At 59.4% G+C, this 18209-nt stretch carries 16 protein-coding genes; 6 read left to right on the forward strand and 10 right to left on the reverse strand.

Annotation, left to right across the window (positions count from 1 at the left end; genetic code table 11):
• Nucleotides 1-34: 34 nt before the first annotated feature.
• The 10 genes from KW848_RS27215 to KW848_RS27260 form a co-directional block, all read right to left on the reverse strand.
• The gene (locus KW848_RS27215) at nucleotides 35-817 is read right to left on the reverse strand and encodes a DUF4123 domain-containing protein (protein WP_218538634.1); all 783 of its coding nucleotides are present in this window, start codon (nucleotides 815-817) and stop codon (nucleotides 35-37) included.
• The gene (locus KW848_RS27220) at nucleotides 814-2142 is read right to left on the reverse strand and encodes a type VI secretion system Vgr family protein (RefSeq protein WP_218538635.1); all 1329 of its coding nucleotides are present in this window, start codon (nucleotides 2140-2142) and stop codon (nucleotides 814-816) included. Before KW848_RS27220 ends, KW848_RS27215 begins: the two co-directional genes overlap by 4 nt.
• Nucleotides 2143-2375: 233 nt before the next feature.
• A complete protein-coding gene (speA, locus tag KW848_RS27225) occupies nucleotides 2376-4289 on the reverse strand; it encodes an arginine decarboxylase (RefSeq protein WP_111449178.1) in 1914 nt (637 codons plus the stop codon).
• 214 nt (nucleotides 4290-4503) lie between these two features.
• The gene (locus KW848_RS27230) at nucleotides 4504-4875 is read right to left on the reverse strand and encodes a translation initiation factor Sui1 (protein ID WP_007907444.1); all 372 of its coding nucleotides are present in this window, start codon (nucleotides 4873-4875) and stop codon (nucleotides 4504-4506) included.
• Between the two features lie 292 nt (nucleotides 4876-5167).
• Nucleotides 5168-5725 (reverse strand): NUDIX hydrolase, encoded by a 558-nt coding sequence (locus KW848_RS27235; RefSeq protein WP_111449179.1) that lies wholly within the window; start codon nucleotides 5723-5725, stop codon nucleotides 5168-5170.
• A 3-nt stretch (nucleotides 5726-5728) separates the two neighbouring features.
• Entirely contained in the window at nucleotides 5729-6796 is a 1068-nt protein-coding gene (locus tag KW848_RS27240) for a DUF2333 family protein (protein WP_056746213.1), read from the reverse strand.
• Between the two features lie 154 nt (nucleotides 6797-6950).
• Entirely contained in the window at nucleotides 6951-7427 is a 477-nt protein-coding gene (locus KW848_RS27245; protein ID WP_218538636.1) for a hypothetical protein, read from the reverse strand.
• Entirely contained in the window at nucleotides 7424-7930 is a 507-nt protein-coding gene (locus KW848_RS27250; protein WP_111449182.1) for an Hcp family type VI secretion system effector, read from the reverse strand. Before KW848_RS27250 ends, KW848_RS27245 begins: the two co-directional genes overlap by 4 nt.
• The gene (locus KW848_RS27255; protein ID WP_256365298.1) at nucleotides 7909-8646 is read right to left on the reverse strand and encodes a hypothetical protein; all 738 of its coding nucleotides are present in this window, start codon (nucleotides 8644-8646) and stop codon (nucleotides 7909-7911) included. Before KW848_RS27255 ends, KW848_RS27250 begins: the two co-directional genes overlap by 22 nt.
• On the reverse strand, nucleotides 8643-9794 hold the full coding sequence (locus KW848_RS27260; RefSeq protein ID WP_218538637.1) for a DUF2515 family protein: 1152 nt from the start codon (nucleotides 9792-9794) through the stop codon (nucleotides 8643-8645). Before KW848_RS27260 ends, KW848_RS27255 begins: the two co-directional genes overlap by 4 nt.
• 326 nt (nucleotides 9795-10120) lie before the next feature.
• Here KW848_RS27260 and gcbA point away from each other — a divergent pair, with 326 nt between their 5' ends.
• From gcbA to accC, 6 genes are all read left to right on the forward strand, one after another.
• A complete protein-coding gene (gene gcbA / locus KW848_RS27265) occupies nucleotides 10121-11791 on the forward strand; it encodes a diguanylate cyclase GcbA (protein ID WP_218538638.1) in 1671 nt (556 codons plus the stop codon).
• A gap of 955 nt (nucleotides 11792-12746) precedes the next feature.
• Complete coding sequence (locus KW848_RS32550; RefSeq protein ID WP_375154738.1) at nucleotides 12747-13790, forward strand: methyl-accepting chemotaxis protein; 1044 nt, start codon at nucleotides 12747-12749, stop codon at nucleotides 13788-13790.
• Between the two features lie 177 nt (nucleotides 13791-13967).
• Nucleotides 13968-15707 (forward strand): protein-disulfide reductase DsbD, encoded by a 1740-nt coding sequence (locus KW848_RS27275; RefSeq protein ID WP_218538640.1) that lies wholly within the window; start codon nucleotides 13968-13970, stop codon nucleotides 15705-15707.
• A 131-nt stretch (nucleotides 15708-15838) separates the two neighbouring features.
• Nucleotides 15839-16291 carry a type II 3-dehydroquinate dehydratase gene (gene aroQ / locus KW848_RS27280; protein WP_111449188.1) on the forward strand — a complete coding sequence of 151 codons (453 nt, stop codon included), beginning with the start codon at nucleotides 15839-15841 and terminating at the stop codon, nucleotides 16289-16291.
• A gap of 48 nt (nucleotides 16292-16339) precedes the next feature.
• Complete coding sequence (accB, locus tag KW848_RS27285) at nucleotides 16340-16801, forward strand: acetyl-CoA carboxylase biotin carboxyl carrier protein (protein ID WP_008153753.1); 462 nt, start codon at nucleotides 16340-16342, stop codon at nucleotides 16799-16801.
• Nucleotides 16802-16818: 17 nt separating this feature from the next.
• Nucleotides 16819-18177 (forward strand): acetyl-CoA carboxylase biotin carboxylase subunit, encoded by a 1359-nt coding sequence (accC, locus tag KW848_RS27290; protein WP_111449189.1) that lies wholly within the window; start codon nucleotides 16819-16821, stop codon nucleotides 18175-18177.
• Nucleotides 18178-18209: the final 32 nt, after the last annotated feature.

Consider the following 18209-nt stretch of genomic DNA (forward strand, 5'->3'; position numbering starts at 1 on the left):
GGTCCTGCACCGGCACGCCAGACCACCGGTGTGTTCAGGGTTGATCGCTTTGCCAGCGGTTGCGCAGGCTATCGAGCCGCTCCTGCTGGGTGAGTCCCGGCAATGCGTGCCCAGGCAAAGCGCCGGGGTACTGCAAGCGTAGCCATAACCAGTCATCGAGTACCGGGCGCTCGGTAAAACCCAGGGCCAACCCTTCCTGCACGTGGGACCACAGCGTGTTGTAGTCAGTCCCGGTGGATCGACTCCAGTGCCAGGCATGTTGCTCCAGCAGGCAGGTTTGCAGTTTTTCCTGCTGACGAGGACTGAGGTTTTCTTCAACCGCCAAAGGGCAGACGGCAAGCCCCGGATTGACCAACTGCTGCCAGCCCTGACTGCCGATCGCACGGTCAGCCCACGTCCCGCCGAACCAGCGCAAATGGCTGATAGGACCCAGCCAGCGACTCAGCTCCTGCGCATCGCAGGCATCGAACAAGTAACTGGCCGTTTGCGGGTTGTAGTAACTCAACAAGGCTCGGTGATGCAGGCCGAACGTGACCGTGAGCATGCGGCGCAAATGCTCCAGCAACTGCGTCGACGACACCTCGCTGGCTATCTGCAAGCCGCGCCAGAAGAGCACTTCGCTGTGGCACAACCCGGCCAGCGCGGGGCATGTCCGAAGGTCGATCAGGGCCGGGCCGTGTTCACGCAACGCATGCCACTCAGTGTCTTCGAACAACCAGAACCACCGGGCATGCGCAAATTGCTGTTGCAGCATCGCCCCCGCCCGTGGCGCACCCGGCACATCCAGCAATAGCCATTGCGGGGTCGCGACGTTCATGCCGAACCGCTCTGGCCAAACCGCTTCGCCACCCGGCAGGTGCAGAGGGCCTGCGTGCAATGGTTGAAACTGCCCCCACCGGGCAGCAGACACAGCAACATCAAGGGTTCGCTCGATTGCAGAAGCGCCAGCATGCCCTCGACATCATCTGTCGCGGATGTGCGCGGCGGGCCGCCCTCCTCAGCCTCTTCTACGGACGAAGGGACGTGAAGAAACCCGGTAATCAACGGCTGATCCGGATCCCCCTCGATAAAGCTCACCACCACCTCGGCCCCCTCACTCAACTGCGTGACTGCCGCGGCGCCCAGTTCAGCGGCCACCGGCAGCCAACTGTGGCTAGGCACCGCGCCTTCGCCCTGATAAAGCCAGTCAAATTGCACGGCAACCGGTCTCGACGGATCGGGGCATGCCTCATCAATGTTGACCACCCAGGCCCGTTGCAGGCTGTGCATCCTGGGTTTCAGTGCGCAATGAGGCGCTACAAAAGACGCCTGCCAGTGAATCGCACGGATCTGGTTGCTGTAGGTCGCCGTTAAATCCTGACTGCCCTGATGCTCCACATGAGTCAGCAGCCAGGGCTGATTGCAGTCGGCAATCGGATGACCGGACAGCGGCATCAACTGCCCGCTGCGCAGCGCCGCCAGGTCCGTCCGCCCTTCGGCCATCGGCGCGGTTCGTTGCCCTGCGCACCCCAGAAGCTTGAACTGACGCACGGCCGATTGCTCGCTCTCGACCTGGTAGACCGCGTTCTCGCCGAAACGAAAGGGCTCCTGACCATCACCGAAAACCACGCAATGCCCGCGCTCGCCGTGTTCGAAATGGTAATGAAGCCGTTCCTGGGCACACAGACGCTGGATAAATTGCAGGTCTGATTCCCGGTACTGCGTACAGAATTCACGGGCCGGGTAAACGCCACTCAGCTCAAAGCGCCGACTCTTGCCGGCAATACCGTGCTCCTTGAGTACCTGACTGAGGATTTGCGGCACCGAGCGCGCGCTGAAAATTCGCTGACTGAAGCGCAGGGAAAGGCACGCCAGCTTCGGCCCCAGACGTACGCGGCAGAGCCTGACAGCCAAGTCGTGGTCACGCTGGACGAGTTCATGCAATTGTCCGTGGAAGCCGTTTTCCGCAGGCCCGACATGCAAAAAGGCCGGACGGTACAGCAGGCTTGCAAGGTCGAGTGTCGGGTCATCGATCAGCAGATCCACGTCGAACACAAAAGGCTCGCTGATGGCTTCTCTACCGGTAAAGGCCAAGACCTCAAAGGGGTCGGACAGACCCTCTACATCCAGACGAAATGACGGCTCGTTGACTGGATCGAACATCGGCGATTCTCTACAGGAGGGGCGGTCGGGGATTCTCTCCGAGAGAGTTGGCCGAGTAGAGTGCCGAAGTACAACTTAGGAAATGACCTACGCGAAAAGAAGACCACATCGCTTGGATGGCCAGGAATGTGAGTCATTTCGCTTGAAATCAGAGAGGCATCTCACCAAGTCATCTGAAATTTCCGCTACGCGCAGTACATTTTCAGACAACCTGATGAGAGCGGTGCCTTACCTCAAGAAGACAGGTAAGAGGAACGGGTCAGCCCCAGACGCAGGGCGTCGAGGAACTGGGTACGCTCGGCGGCGGTGATGCGGGCACTGGCGCATTTGTCGCGGTAGTGGGTCATCAACTCTTCCGGCGACAAGTGCACGTAACGCAGCATGTCTTCGATAGTGTCGTGGGTTTCGATACCAGCGTGGTACACACTGCCGTCAGCGTTCTGATAGATGTTCACCGAGTCGGTGTCACCGAACAGGTTGTGCATGTCGCCGAGAATTTCCTGGTAGGCGCCGACCAGGAAGATACCCAGCAGGTAGTCTTCACCGTCGTTCAAACCGTGAACCGGCAGGCTGGTTTCGATGCTCTGCTCGTCGACGTATTGCTTGATCTTGCCGTCGGAGTCGCAGGTCAGATCTTGCAGCACCGCACGGCGCAGCGGCTCTTCGTCGAGACGGTGCAGCGGCAGGATCGGCAGTACCTGGCCGATGGCCCAGGTGTCCGGCAGGCTCTGGAAGACCGAGAAGTTGCAGATGTACTTGTCGGCCAGCTTGTCGTTGAGTTCGTCGAGCACCTGACGGTGCGAACGCTGACGAGCCTTCAACGAGTTGTGCAGGCGACGGCATACCGCGAAATAGCATTGCTCGGCCAGGGCTTTCTCGGCCAGGGTCAGCTTGCCATCGGCGTACTGGGTCGCGATGTCGCTCATGTAGTGAGTCGCGCGCCAGTAGGTTTCGGTGACCATCTCGATGTCGGTCGGGCCCAGCAGGTCAACCAGCCACTGCACGGTTTCCGGCAGTTCGTCCTTGTTCTCGATCTGCGGCACGTCGTCGTTGTGCTTCTCGACGTCGGTCACTTGCACCACCAGCATGGCGTGGTGAGCGGTCAGGGAACGGCCGCTTTCGGAGAAGATGTTCGGGTGCGGCAGGTTCTGCGCGTCGCAGAATTCCTTGAGCATCCCGACCACGACACCGGCGTAATCGTCCATGTCGTAGTTGATCGAGCTGGCGTTACGCGAGTGCGTACCGTCGTAGTCCACGCCCAGACCGCCACCGACGTCGATGTGGTCCACTGGCAGGCCAAGGTTGCGCAATTCGCCGTAATAACGGATCGCTTCCTTGAAGCCGTGCTGGTAGTCCGCCAGGTTGGCGATCTGCGAACCCATGTGGAAGTGCAACAGGCGAATGCCCTGATCCAGGCCAGCCGCGCGGAAACGCTCGACCACCGACAGCAGTTGCGCCGCCGACAGACCGAACTTGGATTTCTCGCCACCGGTGTCAGCCCACTTGCTCGAGGCCAGGGACGACAGACGCACGCGCAGGCCAACCTGAGGCTTGACCTTGAGCGAGGCGGCTTCTTCGATCACCAGCCCGACTTCGGATTCTTTCTCGATCACGATGAACACGTTGTGGCCGAGCTTCTGGCCCATCAGCGCCAGACGAATGAATTCGCGATCCTTGTAGCCGTTGCAGACGATGGTGCCGCCCTTCGGCGCCAGGGCCAGCACGGCCAGCAGTTCAGGCTTGGAGCCGGCTTCAAGTCCAATGGACACGTCTTGGGTTGCAATGATGTTCTCGATCACTGCTTCTTGCTGGTTAACCTTGATCGGGTACAGCGCGGTGTACTTGCTCTGATATTCCAGACGCTCGATGTTGGCGTCGAACGCGCCGGTCAGCTGACGCACGCGGTCTTGCAGAATGTCAGGGAAACGCACCAGCAACGGCAAGGACAGGCCGCTTTTACGCAGCTGATCAACTTGCTCGAACAGGTCGATAGGCGAACTGGTCGGACCGTTCGGACGAACTTCGACGCGACCGGCGTCACTGATCGCGAAATACCCGGCCCCCCAATGGCGAATCCCGTAAACACTGCGGCTGTCCGCAACTGTCCATTGGCTGCCATCGTCTTTGCGTGTGCGTCGTACGGACATTGAAGTCCCCTATAAAGAAGTCATAGAGCGTCGCCTGGGTTCAGGCCGGCGCAGTCTAAAGAATGAAAATGACGGTTCGTCAACGAGGGGATAGACCTCGCTGACCGCAGTGAGTTTAGAAACCGGTCAGAACAGGCTCTGTGAAAACCATGTAGACGGCGCCAGGCCTGCTGTCAGGACTGGATCAAGCCGAGGGTGGTTTTCACAGAGGCTGCTAGCCGCCGGACTTCTTCGCTTTGAAACCGTGTTTGATCAGCTCGGCCAAGAGTAGCTCGACATGATCGCCCTGGATTTCAATGATTCCGTCTTTCAACGCACCGCCGGTCCCGCAACGTTTCTTCAACGTGGTCGCCAGGTCCTTGAGTGCGTCTTCGGCCAACGGCACGCCGGTGATGGTGGTCACCGTCTTGCCGCCACGCCCCTTGCTTTCGCGACGCACGCGAGCGATGCCGTCGCCGGCCGGAATAACGGTCTGTTTGCAGATGCAGGCATCCACCGGTTGACTGCAATCCGGGCAATGACGACCTGCGTCGGTGGAAAATACCAGGCCACCAAGGGCGGCGAAGGATGCGGCTTTTTTGGCCACCGGCAATCCTCTTGGGAGGACAAAGACTGGTCGCGGCAACCTGGACAGTTGCCATCGACCGCGAAGCCCCACTCAGGCAGGGGCAGCGCTACTGAAACGGTACAACCTTGTAGGAGCCGAGCTTGCTCGCGATGGACGTCAACGATAACGCGAGCGTTCTGAATGTACGCGTCGTCCTTGCGCTCTTCGCGAGCAAGCTCTGCTCCTACAACAAGCAATGCCGGTTCAGCTTAAAAAGGTCGCGCAGTGTAACGGCAAAAAGCCGACTTGCTAAGAGCCAATCGGCGCCAATTTATGCCTCTTTTGCGACGCCATTCTTCCGAGAACCAAGATAGCGCTTCAATGCGGCCAGAGAGTCCGGGCAATAAGGCTTTTGCTGGATTTCCAGCAGGACTTGATCAACGGGAATAAAACGCGCTTCAAGGACTTCTTCGGGTTGCAGGATCAATGGACCGTCCCACACCGCCGAAAATGCCGAACACCAGAGCCGATTACCGGTGTCTTCGAAGAAAAAGTGATCATGGGCGGTCAGTTCCACCCCGCTCACGCCCAACTCTTCTTCCAGCTCACGGGCCGCCGATTCGGCGTAGGTTTCGGTCGCTAGCACCATGCCCCCCGCCGCCACGTCCCAGAAACCTGGATAAATGGCTTTGCTCAGCGTGCGTCGATGCACGCAGAGCTCACCGGCGGAATTGAACAGCATGATGTAAGTGCCGCGCCCGATCAGCCCGCGCTCACGCAGGTCGGAGCGGACCAGGGCGCCGAGCAGGTTGTCCTGCTCGTCAACCCAGGCGATCTGTTCGGCATCCGAGGCCGCGCGGTGCGCGACCTCTCTGGCGCTATTGACCATGACTCAGCCCTGATTGAGCAATTGACGCAAATCGATCACTGCGGCGTTGGCCCGGGAGATGTAGTTGGCCATGACCAGCGAGTGGTTGGCCAGCACCCCGAAGCCGCTGCCATTAAGGATCATAGGACTCCAGACCGGTTCCTGCGAGGCCTCCAGTTCACGAATGATCTGACGCACGCTGACCGTGGCGTTCTTCTTGGCCAGCACATCGGCGAAGTCGACTTCGATGGCGCGCAGCAGATGGGACAAGGCCCAGGCCTGACCGCGAGCTTCGTAGAACACGTTGTCGATCTGCATCCACGGGGTTTCGACGATTTCTTCGTCAACCTGCGGCACCTGACCCGGGGCGACGACTTCGGTTTTCAGCGCCGTGTTGAGCTTGACCCGGCCAACGCTGGCCGACAGCCGTTGCGACAGCGAACCCAAACGGGTACCGACATCGCCCAGCCAGTTGTTCAGGTTGTCGGCGCGGGCATAGAACAGCGCGCTTTTCTGACTCGGGTCAGACAGGCGCGCCTGATAACGGCTCAGGGAGTTGATGCCTTCCTGGTATTCGGACTCACTGGAGGGCAGCACCCAGCTCTTGTTGTCGAAGTTGAAGCGCGGCTCGGCCTTGGCTAGGTCAGCGTCTTCGGTGGACTGCGACTGGGAACGAGCGAAGTCTTTACGCAGTGCACGACTCAGGTCACGGACCTGGACCAGCACGCCATATTCCCAGCTCGGCGTGTTATCCATCCACAGGCCCGGCGGGAAACGGTCGTTGGAAATATAGCCACCCGGTTTGGTCAGCAAAGTACCGGCGACGGTCTTGAGGGTTTCGACCGTGGTGTAGCCGATGACCATTTGCTTGCCTTCTTTCTCGGCGGCCATCTGGGCATTTTGCTGAACCGGAAACAGCGCAGGTTCCTGGCTCCAGTACCAGCCCAATGCAATCGCCACCAGCAAGTAAATGGCAATCAGAGTGGCCAGCGCCCGGCTGAACAACAGGCCACCCAAGTAACTGCGGGTGGCCGATTTCGGTTCAGCGGCACGTTCAGGCGCGCTGCCCGCGCGGTTCTTCCAGTCCAGCATGGCGATATCCTTTCAATCACTTGAGTTCATCGGTTCGACCACAACCATACAACAACGTGCCTTTGGCCGGCACCCGTCGTGGGGTTATCCGGATAAATTACCGTCGGGCAGCCGTGACAACCGCGCTCCCATTAACTCAAGCGACGTCGCCTGTTTAAACGCCGATGATCACCATTGAAATCTGCTGCACCCCGGGCGATACAAAAAGATGCGCTATGCCCTCGCCGTCGGTTCTGCGCGGCGCAGTGTCCCCATCTACCGTCGCGATGTAATGCCGCTGAGTCAGAGGATCGCCTGTCACGCTGTCTACGAGGCGAAAGATCTTTGGCGACCTTGAGGGCTGGACGGGCGGATTTTGCATCAGCTCCATGACCTTTGGATCAAAGGCACGATCCGGCATTTTCCAGTCAACGTAGTCGGCTTCAGGCCTGACTAACCGCCACTCTCCCCGTTCAATCAGATCAAGCACCTCGCTGTCGATATCGATCAGCAGGCCGGCACGCAACTGGCCCAGGCCTTCAATGGGTTGTCGATCAAGCAGCGCCTGGCGCAACACTTCCAGTGCTTGCTCACTGGAGTAGGCATGTTGGCGCTCCCAATCGGACAAATCGAGTTCGTTGACCAACCTCATCCCTGCACCTCGGTGTTCCACTCATCGGACCCCATGGTTCGACTGACTTCGTGCCGCCAGTAAATTCGCCGGTAACTGAAATGGACCTTCTCCAATTGAGTGAGGTGAGCGGTGCCGGGATCCTGGCAATGCGGCATCAGAACCTCAGCGCCAATGATCAGCGCGTCTTCCAGCTCCATTGTGTAGAAATGCTCCTGGGTGCCCTGAGCCGACGTACGATACCACTCGACGCGGCACACTTTGAGCAATTCTCCCGAACACAAAGCGTTGTTGATCAGCGGTGTCGCTTTGTCGATGGTCTTGGTGATGATCAAAGGCTTGTGCATCCGACGCCCCGCACCCGAGCCTTTCGGCACGAAAATGCCATGGCTCAGGGCCTGAATCATGATTTGGTCCTCACGCCCTAATTGGTAGGTGTTGCCTACCGATGCTTCGGTAAAGGCGCCGGCGCTGATCAGACCTTGCCTTTCCCCGTGAAGGGTCATGAAGGCGGGAGTTGGCATGGTGGGGCTCCTTTGGTTTTTGTGGGGAATAAGGGGGTGTCCGGGATGGATTGATCCAGTTCGATTAGAGCTTCTTCGTCCCCGTCTTCTGCGAAAGGCGTCCACGGCTTGCCGATCGACAGTGTGATTAGGTAACGCTCTTCATTTGGTCGCTCGTTGTATTCGAAGCGGCTCATGAACATTGCGATTTGGTATTGTTTGCCTGCCTTCCAGTAGACGGATCCTCCTTTATTAACGTCTCGCAGCTGCGCTCGCCATTCAGGTGTGTCGGCAAAGGGGGGATAGCGCGTCTTGCCCGCTACCCTCCATCCGCTCCCGCGCCATTGGTCTTGCAAATCCAGAGCGACCTTCAGAGCCTCATCGAGTAGCAACGGTTCGACCTGCGGGGACATGCGAATACTGCTAACGACATTGTCGTCAAATACAACCGTGAAAAATCGTGCTCTCGGCGTGACGAACTCGTACTGCGGATCGATGAACCTAAGCCGTGCATCCCCCGAGGGAAGGCCCATCCAGACGTGGCCCGGAACCCTTGGGCTGAAGGAGACCGAAGAATGCTTGAGCAACGTTTCATAGCTGCCGCCCATTTCCAATGCAATTACCGGCTCCTGCAATAGGGATTCGATCATCTGATTCGCCGCCATCAGTATCAGGAAGGCCAGAAGCAACAAGCCAACCCCAAGCCGCCAACGGCCCTTGCCTCGTCGCGAATTCATCGCAATCCCTGCCCTGTTGCGATCGCGGTGATCGACTGCTCCAGCACACTACGGTTTGTGCCGTTGAGCATCTGATCGAAGCGTGCCGCTGCCCGAAGTACGAAAGGCATTCGCTGCTTGAGATCCGACAAATCCGCCAGCGGACTGTCGCTGAAACCAATGGTGCGTCCGTCGTCAACACGTTGGCATTGGCTGGAGAGCGTCAACTCAATTGCCTGGGCTACGCCAGTAGGAAAACCGGTTACGTAAGAAGCGTGGTTACCACGCAGTAGAGCTACCAGTTGCCCATTCTGATAAATCGTGGGCTGTAGGATATTTTGCTGCTCATGCCAGGCTAAATGCTCGACGCTTTTGGCAATATCCCCTGAATCCAAAGCCTCGAAGGCCCGTAGTATTTCTCCGTAGTTGCGCCCGAATTTTAGCTTTTTCTGCCCTACCGGCCAAAGCACCGGGTGCTTTGGGTGTCCATAAATTCCTTCGCGCGCTTCCAAGCATGTTTTCAACTCTTTCAACCCACGCTTCGCATAAAACTCATGCAACGGAAAAACATCCAGAAACAGCGTGGTATTCCCCAACGCCATCATGTCGCGCACATGCCGAAACTGTTGTTGCACCAACGACAAGTCCTCACCCGCAGAACGAAAATCCACAGAGGGCACAGGATTACGCGCATCCGCTTCTTTATAGTCACGCAACTCATCCACCTGCTCGGGCATCCTGTCCGGCGTCAGCAAACCGTACTCTCGGCGGCTGTCGCGCAATCGCTGCCGCGCCTCATGCTCGTCGCGTATGAGATCGATACTGTCCACCGCGTGAAGCAATCCGCAGCCGACCTGCTTGGAGGCAAATGCCGCCAGCCCCGCCCACTGAAACCGAGAATCGTGTAACCAGAGTCGAGCGTACGCAGCGTTGATAGCGCGGTTGCGCTCGATAGGGTCGGCAATCAAGACCCCATTGGGTGCGACGATTTCTTCCGCCTCGCGCTGGTATCTACGCCAAAGGCACGCGCAGGTCAGAACCGGCACGTCGGTAACAAGCGTCTTGCTCCCATAAAGCAGCTCCTCTTTACACTCACAGTCAGCAACGGGTGTGCTGTTGTAGTTCAGGCGCTGCTCATCGCAGGGGTGTTCCTTGAAACACTGGGTCATGGTTTGCGGACGAGCGACTAAGGGAATCCCTGAACCCTAACAGCCGCAATTCCCGACCGGATCGTTTGGCCGAAAAATCAGAAATACCTGACAGACGAGGCTCGCCGAGCCTTGGGAAATAACCTTGAAATATTCAGGAAACGTCCTGAAACACCCGGTTCCTCTGGCTCTATCGGCCAGTGACGCCCTGGCGGAGACTCATCGGTCAGAAACTGAATCAGGTCGCTTTACAGTTAATTGATGTACGACACTCATGCAATTGAAAAGAGGTGCTAGCATAGAGCCACCAGTCAATCTCAGCATGCCCCCTAACTAGTTGTCAGGATATGACCGAGCCAGAAGACCCCAGCCGTGAGCGCCTCAAGCACCACTTTGCCCAGCGGGTAATTCATCAGGCACGTCAAATTCTTGAGATATGGCAGCGCCTGCAACGCAGCGAGTGGTCCACCACCGACCTATCGGAACTGAGCGAGGCCAACCTGCGCCTGCTGCGTTTCGCCGAGCGCTTCGAACAACCTGAACACACCCAACTGGCACGCCATATCGGTCAGTCGCTGGAGGCTGTCGACGCCAATCGTGGACGCCTGAGCAGCGGACTGATCACAGAGCTCAATCGTTTGATGCAGCGCCTGTCACGCACCGGCCTGCGCCATGGCGATCAGTTGGAGCAGACCTTTCTGCCGCCGCTGCGCAAGCCGGTTTACGTGATGCTGCAGGATCATGACCGTGGCGAGCGCCTGGCCAAACAACTGGAATTCTTCGGGCTCAGCGCGCAAGCCCTCGACAGCGTTGCGGCGTTCCGCTCTTCGATGATCGAGCGCTTGCCCGCGGCGATCGTCATGGACGTGGACTTCAGTGGCGCCGGCATCGGCCTGAAACTGGCTGCCGAAGCCCAGGAAGGCCTCGATCATCAATTGCCGCTGTTGTTCTTCAGCCTGCACGAAACCGATACCCCGACCCGCCTCGCCGCCGTGCGTGCCGGTGGCCAGGAATTCCTGACCGGCACCCTCGAAGCCTCGAGCCTGCTGGAGAAAATCGAAGTCCTGACCTGCGTCGCCCAGTACGAACCTTATAAAGTGCTGATCATCGACGATTCCCGCGCCCAGGCCTTGCACACCGAGCGCCTGCTCAACAGCGCCGGGATTGTCACGCGGACCTTGATCGAGCCGATCCAGGCCATGGCCGAGCTCGCGGACTTCCAGCCAGACCTGATCATCCTCGACATGTACATGCCGGCCTGCACCGGTACTGAGCTGGCCAAAGTGATCCGCCACAACGACCGTTATGTCAGCGTGCCGATCATTTACCTGTCGGCCGAAGACGATCTGGACAAGCAGCTCGACGCCATGAGCGAGGGCGGCGACGACTTCCTGACCAAACCGATCAAGCCCCGACACCTGATCACCACCGTGCGCAACCGCGCGGCGCGGGCGCGCAATCTCAAGGCGCGGATGGTCCGCGACAGCCTCACCGGGCTGTACAACCACACGCACATTCTGCAATTGCTCGAAGACTGCAGCTTCCGCGCCCGCCGCGAAAACAAGCCGCTGAGCTTTGCGATGCTCGACATCGACCACTTCAAACGAGTCAACGACAGCCACGGTCACCCCATGGGCGATCGGGTGATCAAGAGCCTGGCGCTGTTTCTCAAGCAACGCTTGCGCAAAACCGATTTCATCGGCCGTTACGGCGGTGAAGAGTTCGCGATCGTGATGCCGGACACCGATCTCGAATCGGCCCACAAAGTGCTCGACGAAATCCGTCGACGTTTTGCCGAGATTCACTACCCGGCTCAACCGCAGGACCTCTGGTGCACGTTCAGCGCCGGCGTGGTGGAACTGTGTGAACACTCCGACAGCCTGATGATGGCCAGCCAGGCAGACGAAGCGCTGTACCGCGCGAAAGACGCCGGACGCAACCGCGTGCAGGCTGCGCGGACGTCAAAGCAAAGTGCCACTTTTTCATCAGAATCGACCGATTCGGTCATAACCCTGTAACACAAACGCAATAAATTCAGGCGCTTACCATTCTGCCGCTGGTAGACCCGCAATGCGCCTGAAGCTGCTGACCAATCTCAACACCCTCCTTTTAGTCGCCGTGTGCGTGGCCCTTGGCGCCACACTGTGGTGGTCGCAAAAAGCCCTGGAGCGCCCCTATCTTTTGATGGAGCGTTACTTGGGTTTGTCCCAGCAATTTCAAAATGAAGTCGCGCGCAACATCGACGACTACCTCGCCAGCGGCGATGCCCTGCGCCTGAGCAGTGCCAGCCAGGCCATCGACAGCCTGCAAAGGGAACTCGGCGAATTGCCGCCGGCCCTGGCCGACACCCTGCGCCCGAGCCTGTCGAACCTCGAAGAATTCAGCAAAACCGACCTGCTGGCCGCGGGCAAACTCGCGGGAGATCCGCAAGCGTTGCTGCTTCAGGCCGAACGCGAACTGGGCGCCAGCCTCGATCAGCTCAGCCAATACGCCAGCGCTAACGCGGCGTATCTGACACCGTTGCTCGCCGCCTCCCAGCACTTGGGCAAGTTGTCTTTGGCCCGGGACAAACTGGTCAGCAGCGGCCGAAGTGAATTGGCCGCCGATGTCGAGCGTGAAGTCGCCAACATCCGCACTCAGGCTGAGTTACTGGGCGCGTTGCCGCTACTCGGTGTAGCCAGCAGCAGCGAATCCGGCACCGATGATTTCGCCGCGATGATGGGCCTGGAGAACACCGAAAAAGCGGTTGCCGAAGATGCGGGCGTTGGCCTCAAGCGTGAACTGAACAGCCTCCTCACTCGCTACCCGGCCGAATTGGCGCGCACACGTGACCAGATCCAGAAACGCACCGACCTCAGCGCCGCCACTCACCTGAAAATCGCCGCCGTGCAGCAGGCCATTGCCGGACTGGAGCCGGTGGTTCGCGCCCAGCACGGACAGATCCAGGGCGAAGTGCGGCTGATGCAAGGCGTGATGATCGGCCTGATCCTGCTGATTGCTTTGCTGATCGACACCTTGCAACGGAAACTGGCCCGGACGCTGACCAACCTCGCCCCGGCCCTCTCGACCTGGGCCGAGGGCGACTTCAGCCGGGACATTCAACTGGGTAAAACCAATCGCGAACTGCATGACATTCAAGCGTCGCTCAATCGCTTGCGCGCCTATCTGGTCGACCTGGTCGGGACCATTCGTCTCAACGCCGAACAGGTCGCCGGCAGTAGCCGAACGCTGGCCGAGCTGAGCAATGACCTGCACAGCGGCGCCGAACATCAGGCCGGCGACACGGCGCTGATCCGTGATTCTCTCGGCGAACTGGAAGCGACCATTCAACAGGTTGCCGGCGATGCCAGCCAAGCCGCCGACGCCAGCCGCCATGCCGGGCTGGCGGTGGAGCACGGCCAGAAAGTCATCGGTTTGAGCCTCACCGGGCTGCACGCGCTGGTCGGCGAAGTGCAAGGCAACGCGCAAATGATCGAACACCTGGCCGAAGAGTCGGCAACCATTGGCGGCGTGCTGACGGTCATCCGCTCAATTGCCGACCAAACCAACCTGTTGGCCCTGAACGCCGCCATCGAAGCGGCCCGAGCCGGGGAAATGGGTCGAGGGTTTGCCGTGGTGGCCGAAGAAGTTCGCTCACTGGCGCAACGCACCGCTGGCGCCACGGCAGAGATCCAGACGTTAATCGCCGGGTTACAAACCGCGGCGCGACAATCGGTGGAAGGCATGCGCGCCCAGGTCGAACACGCCGAAGCCACTGCCAATCAGGCCCAGGCCGCCGACGGTGCGCTGGATAAAATCGTCGGTGCGATCCAGACCATTTCCGACACCGCCGTACGCATCGCCGATGTCACCGCCCAGCAGAGTGGCGCTGTCAGCGAAATCCGCGATCACAGTGAGCGGATTCACCAATTGGGTGGGGATAACTTGCTGCGCATCGGCGAGGGACGCGTGCAGGGGGAGAATTTGCTGGTGCTGGGTGGACGGTTGCATACAGCGGTCCAGGCCTTCCGCGTCTGACAGATCGCCTTCGCGAGCAAGCCCGCTCCCACATTCGACCGCGTACCCATGGATGAACTCGGTCGATGTGGGAGCGGGCTTGCTCGCGAAGGCGTCAGAACAATCACCACAGGACTCGCCCTGCACACCCGACCGCCGTCCGCTATCATGCCCTCACTTTCGATACGCGAGATTGTCATGCGCCGTTTGCTCTGCCTGTTGTTTTTAGTGCTCGCCCTGCCGGCCACCGCCGCCGGTTTGCTGGACAGTCGGCCCAGTTCGACGCTGGGCTCGATCAACAACAGCGCCGATTTTCTGCCGGTGCGTGAAGCCTTTCAGCTGAGCCTGGTAGAAAGCACACCGCAATCGATCAAACTGCGCTTCGTCGCCACCGAGGGCTACTACCTCTACCGGCACCGCTTTCAGTTTCGCGCCGACCCGCCCGATGCAGGCCTCGGCGCCGCGCAACTGCCCAAGGGCGAACAGAAGCACGATGAGTATTTCGGCGATGTCGAGGTCTACCACGGGGTTCTCGACGTAGAGCTGCCGCGCACCGATCAACGCGCCTTCACCTTGGTGGTGACGTATCAGGGTTGCGCCGACAAAGGCTTGTGCTATCCACCCGAAACCGAGCGCCTGAGTATTGATGGCAGCGCAGGCGCGACTCCGGCCTGGAGCTGGCGCGAACTGGCGCTGTTCTTCCTCGCCGGCATAGGCCTGACGTTCACACCGTGCGTGCTGCCGATGCTGCCGATCCTGTCCGGCGTGGTGTTGCGCGGTCAGGTGGGTGGTTTGCGCGGCTTCAATCTGTCCCTCGCTTATGTGCTGCCAATGGCCGCCTGCTTCGCCCTGCTCGGGGCCTTGATGGGGATGTTCGGCGCACAGCTCAATCTTCAGGCGCGGTTGCAATCGGCGTGGGTGCTGGTGCCGTTCGCGACGTTTTTTGCGTTGTTTGCCTTGGCGATGTTTGGCGTCTTCGAACTCAAGCTGCCTTACGCTATCAGCAGTCGGCTGGATCGGATCGCCGGTCGCACCGAGGGCGGTTCGTTGTGGGGCGCTGCCGTACTGGGCGTGGTTTCCAGCCTGTTGGTGTCACCCTGCGTCTCGGCACCGCTGGCCGGCGCGCTGCTGTACATCAGCGCCAGCGGCGATGCAGTGGGCGGTGGTCTGAAATTGTTCATGCTCGGCCTGGGCATGGGCGCCCCGCTATTGCTGGTCGCCACCGGTGGCGCCGCCTGGCTGCCGAAAAGCGGCCCCTGGCTGATCTATGTGAAAAACGCGATTGGCGTTTTGTTGCTGGGGCTGGCGATCGGTCTGCTCAGTCGAGTACTGCCGGGTCAGATCACGTTGCTGCTGATCGGCTTGCTGGCCGGTGGCGTTGGGTTGTTCATGGGTGCGCTGGAGTTCGTCTACAAACCGCCGAGAAAACGCCTGGGCCAGTTGCTGGGGATGTTCCTGCTGTTTTATGCGCTGGCGTGTTGGTATGGAGCGTTCAGCGGCCAGACCGACCCATTCAATCCGATTGGCCAGTCGCGCACGGTTGCCGGCAATGAGCAGCCGCAAAGCACCAGTGCCTGGCAAACCGTCAGCACTCCGGCAGACCTGGACCGTGTCCTCGCCCAAGCCAAATCGTCAGGCACCCCGCTGCTGCTCGACTGGTACGCCGACTGGTGCATCAGTTGCAAAGTCATCGAACATGAAGTGCTCAACGACGCCAGGGTGGTCGAACGCCTCAAAGGCTATCGACTGATCCGCTTCGACATCACCGCCAGCAACGCCGAGCAACGCGCCCTGCTTGACCGCTACAAACTGTTCGGCCCGCCAGCGCTGATGTTTTTCGGCAAGGACGGTGTCGAACACGCCGATGTGCGAGTGATCGGAGAGATCAACGCCACCGACTTCGCCGAACGTGTTGCGAAAGCAAATGACCGGATTTAATAACCCGGTCACATATTTCGCGCAAACATCGGCCATCGTGCTGGCTATTGCATAGAACTGGACAGTCACAAAGGCTTTGCGGCATAGTCGCCGGGTTCTGACAATTGCACACAGATCACAAGGAACAGCAGATGGCGACGCTACTGGTTCTGCACGGACCCAACCTGAACATGCTCGGCACCCGTGAACCGGGCACCTATGGCGCTACGACACTGGCGCAGATCAACCAGGACCTGGAACGCCGTGCCCGTGAAGCCGGCCACCATTTGCTGCACCTGCAAAGCAACGCCGAGTACGAATTGATCGACCGCATCCACGCTGCCCGCAGCGAAGGTGTGGACTTCATTCTGATCAACCCAGCAGCTTTTACGCACACAAGTGTCGCATTACGTGACGCGCTGCTGGCGGTGAGCATCCCATTCATCGAAGTGCATTTGTCTAACGTGCACAAACGCGAACCTTTCCGCCATCACTCTTACTTCTCCGACGTAGCGGTGGGAGTGATCTGCGGCCTTGGCGCCAGCGGTTACCGACTGGCCCTGGAGGCTGCGCTAGAACAGCTTGAAACACAGGCAACGACTTGAACTACAAGCGTTAAACGCCCCTGACCGACCCTTGGGAGTTGATGATTCATGGATATCCGTAAAGTTAAGAAACTGATCGAACTGCTGGAAGAGTCCGGCATCGACGAGCTCGAGATCAAGGAAGGCGAAGAGTCCGTACGCATCAGCCGTCACAGCAAGACCCCGGCTCAGCAGTACTACGCTCCGGCTCCAATGCATGCTCCGGCGCCGGCACCTGTTGCTGCTGCCCCGGTCGCTGCCGCCGCACCTGCTGCTCCGGCCGCGCCAGTTCTGAACGGCAACGTTGCCCGTTCGCCTATGGTCGGTACCTTCTATCGCAAGTCTTCGCCATCCTCGCCGTCCTTCGTTGAAGTCGGCCAGACCGTGAAGAAAGGCGACACCCTGTGCATCGTCGAAGCCATGAAGATGATGAACCACATCGAAGCTGAATCCAGCGGTGTGATCGAATCTATCCTCGTCGAAGACGGCCAGCCGGTTGAGTACGACCAACCGCTGTTCACCATCGTTTGAACCGCGGAGAGACTTTGATGACTGCGAAGTTGGAAAAAGTTCTGATCGCCAACCGCGGTGAGATCGCCCTGCGGATTCTGCGTGCCTGCAAAGAGATGGGCATCAAGACTGTCGCCGTTTACTCCAAGGCCGACAAAGAGCTGATGCACCTGGGCCTGGCAGACGAATCCGTCTGCATCGGCCCGGCCTCGGCCGCGCACTCTTATCTGCACATCCCGGCAATCATCGCCGCGGCTGAAGTGACTGGCGCTACCGCCATTCACCCAGGCTACGGTTTCCTTGCGGAAAACGCTGATTTCGCTGAACAGGTCGAGAACTCCGGCTTCGCCTTCATTGGCCCGAAAGCCGACACCATTCGCCTGATGGGCGACAAGGTATCGGCCAAGCACGCCATGATCGCCGCTGGCGTTCCAACCGTTCCGGGTTCCGACGGCCCGTTGCCTGAAGACGAAGAAACCGCTCTGCGCATCGGTCGCGAAGTCGGTTACCCGGTGATCATCAAAGCCGCTGGCGGCGGCGGTGGTCGCGGCATGCGCGTTGTGCATAAAGAAGAAGACCTGATCTCCTCGGCGAAACTGACCCGCTCCGAAGCTGGCGCGGCGTTCGGCAACCCGATGGTCTATCTGGAAAAATTCCTGACCAACCCACGTCACGTGGAAGTTCAGGTACTTTCCGACGGCCAGGGCCACGCCATCCATCTGGGCGACCGTGATTGCTCGCTGCAACGTCGTCACCAGAAGGTTCTCGAAGAAGCGCCGGCACCGGGCATCGACGAGAAGGCACGAGCTGAAGTCCTCGCACGCTGCGTCAAGGCCTGCATCGACATCAACTACCGTGGCGCGGGTACTTTCGAGTTCCTGTACGAGAACGGCGCGTTCTATTTCATCGAAATGAACACCCGCGTTCAGGTTGAGCACCCGGTTTCGGAAATGGTCACCGGCATCGACATCGTCAAGGAGATGCTCAGCATCGCCGCTGGCAACAAGCTGTCGTACACCCAGGAAGACGTGGTTATCCGCGGTCATGCACTGGAATGCCGAATCAACGCCGAAGACCCGAAAACCTTCATGCCGAGCCCTGGCACGGTCAAGCATTTCCACGCACCAGGCGGCAACGGCGTTCGCGTCGATTCGCACCTGTACAGTGGCTATGCCGTTCCGCCGAACTACGATTCGTTGATCGGCAAGCTGATCACCTACGGCGCAACCCGTGACGAAGCACTGGCGCGCATGCGCAATGCGCTGGACGAAATCGTTGTCGACGGGATCAAGACCAACATCCCGCTGCACCGCGACCTCGTCCGCGATGAAGGCTTCTGCAAAGGTGGAATCAACATCCACTACCTGGAACACAAGCTGGCTGGCGAAAAGCATTAAGCTGTGATCCATACCAACAAAGCCGCTTTCGA

The organism is Pseudomonas sp. PDM25 (assembly GCF_019219045.1).
Lineage (GTDB): Bacteria > Pseudomonadota > Gammaproteobacteria > Pseudomonadales > Pseudomonadaceae > Aquipseudomonas.

Excerpts from the sequence above, each read along its gene's own strand:
- KW848_RS27235 (WP_111449179.1), bottom strand. The coding sequence starts at position 5,725 with ATGGTCAATAGCGCCAGAGAGGTCGCGCACCGCGCGGCCTCGGATGCC.
- KW848_RS27250 (WP_111449182.1), bottom strand. The coding sequence starts at position 7,930 with ATGCCAACTCCCGCCTTCATGACCCTTCACGGGGAAAGGCAAGGTCTG.
- aroQ (WP_111449188.1), top strand. The coding sequence starts at position 15,839 with ATGGCGACGCTACTGGTTCTGCACGGACCCAACCTGAACATGCTCGGC.
- KW848_RS27260 (WP_218538637.1), bottom strand. The coding sequence starts at position 9,794 with ATGACCCAGTGTTTCAAGGAACACCCCTGCGATGAGCAGCGCCTGAAC.
- KW848_RS27220 (WP_218538635.1), bottom strand. The coding sequence starts at position 2,142 with ATGTTCGATCCAGTCAACGAGCCGTCATTTCGTCTGGATGTAGAGGGT.
- accB (WP_008153753.1), top strand. The coding sequence starts at position 16,340 with ATGGATATCCGTAAAGTTAAGAAACTGATCGAACTGCTGGAAGAGTCC.
- KW848_RS27215 (WP_218538634.1), bottom strand. The coding sequence starts at position 817 with ATGAACGTCGCGACCCCGCAATGGCTATTGCTGGATGTGCCGGGTGCG.
- gcbA (WP_218538638.1), top strand. The coding sequence starts at position 10,121 with ATGACCGAGCCAGAAGACCCCAGCCGTGAGCGCCTCAAGCACCACTTT.
- KW848_RS27245 (WP_218538636.1), bottom strand. The coding sequence starts at position 7,427 with ATGAGGTTGGTCAACGAACTCGATTTGTCCGATTGGGAGCGCCAACAT.
- KW848_RS32550 (WP_375154738.1), top strand. The coding sequence starts at position 12,747 with ATGATCGGCCTGATCCTGCTGATTGCTTTGCTGATCGACACCTTGCAA.
- KW848_RS27255 (WP_256365298.1), bottom strand. The coding sequence starts at position 8,646 with ATGAATTCGCGACGAGGCAAGGGCCGTTGGCGGCTTGGGGTTGGCTTG.
- KW848_RS27275 (WP_218538640.1), top strand. The coding sequence starts at position 13,968 with ATGCGCCGTTTGCTCTGCCTGTTGTTTTTAGTGCTCGCCCTGCCGGCC.
- accC (WP_111449189.1), top strand. The coding sequence starts at position 16,819 with ATGACTGCGAAGTTGGAAAAAGTTCTGATCGCCAACCGCGGTGAGATC.
- KW848_RS27240 (WP_056746213.1), bottom strand. The coding sequence starts at position 6,796 with ATGCTGGACTGGAAGAACCGCGCGGGCAGCGCGCCTGAACGTGCCGCT.
- speA (WP_111449178.1), bottom strand. The coding sequence starts at position 4,289 with ATGTCCGTACGACGCACACGCAAAGACGATGGCAGCCAATGGACAGTT.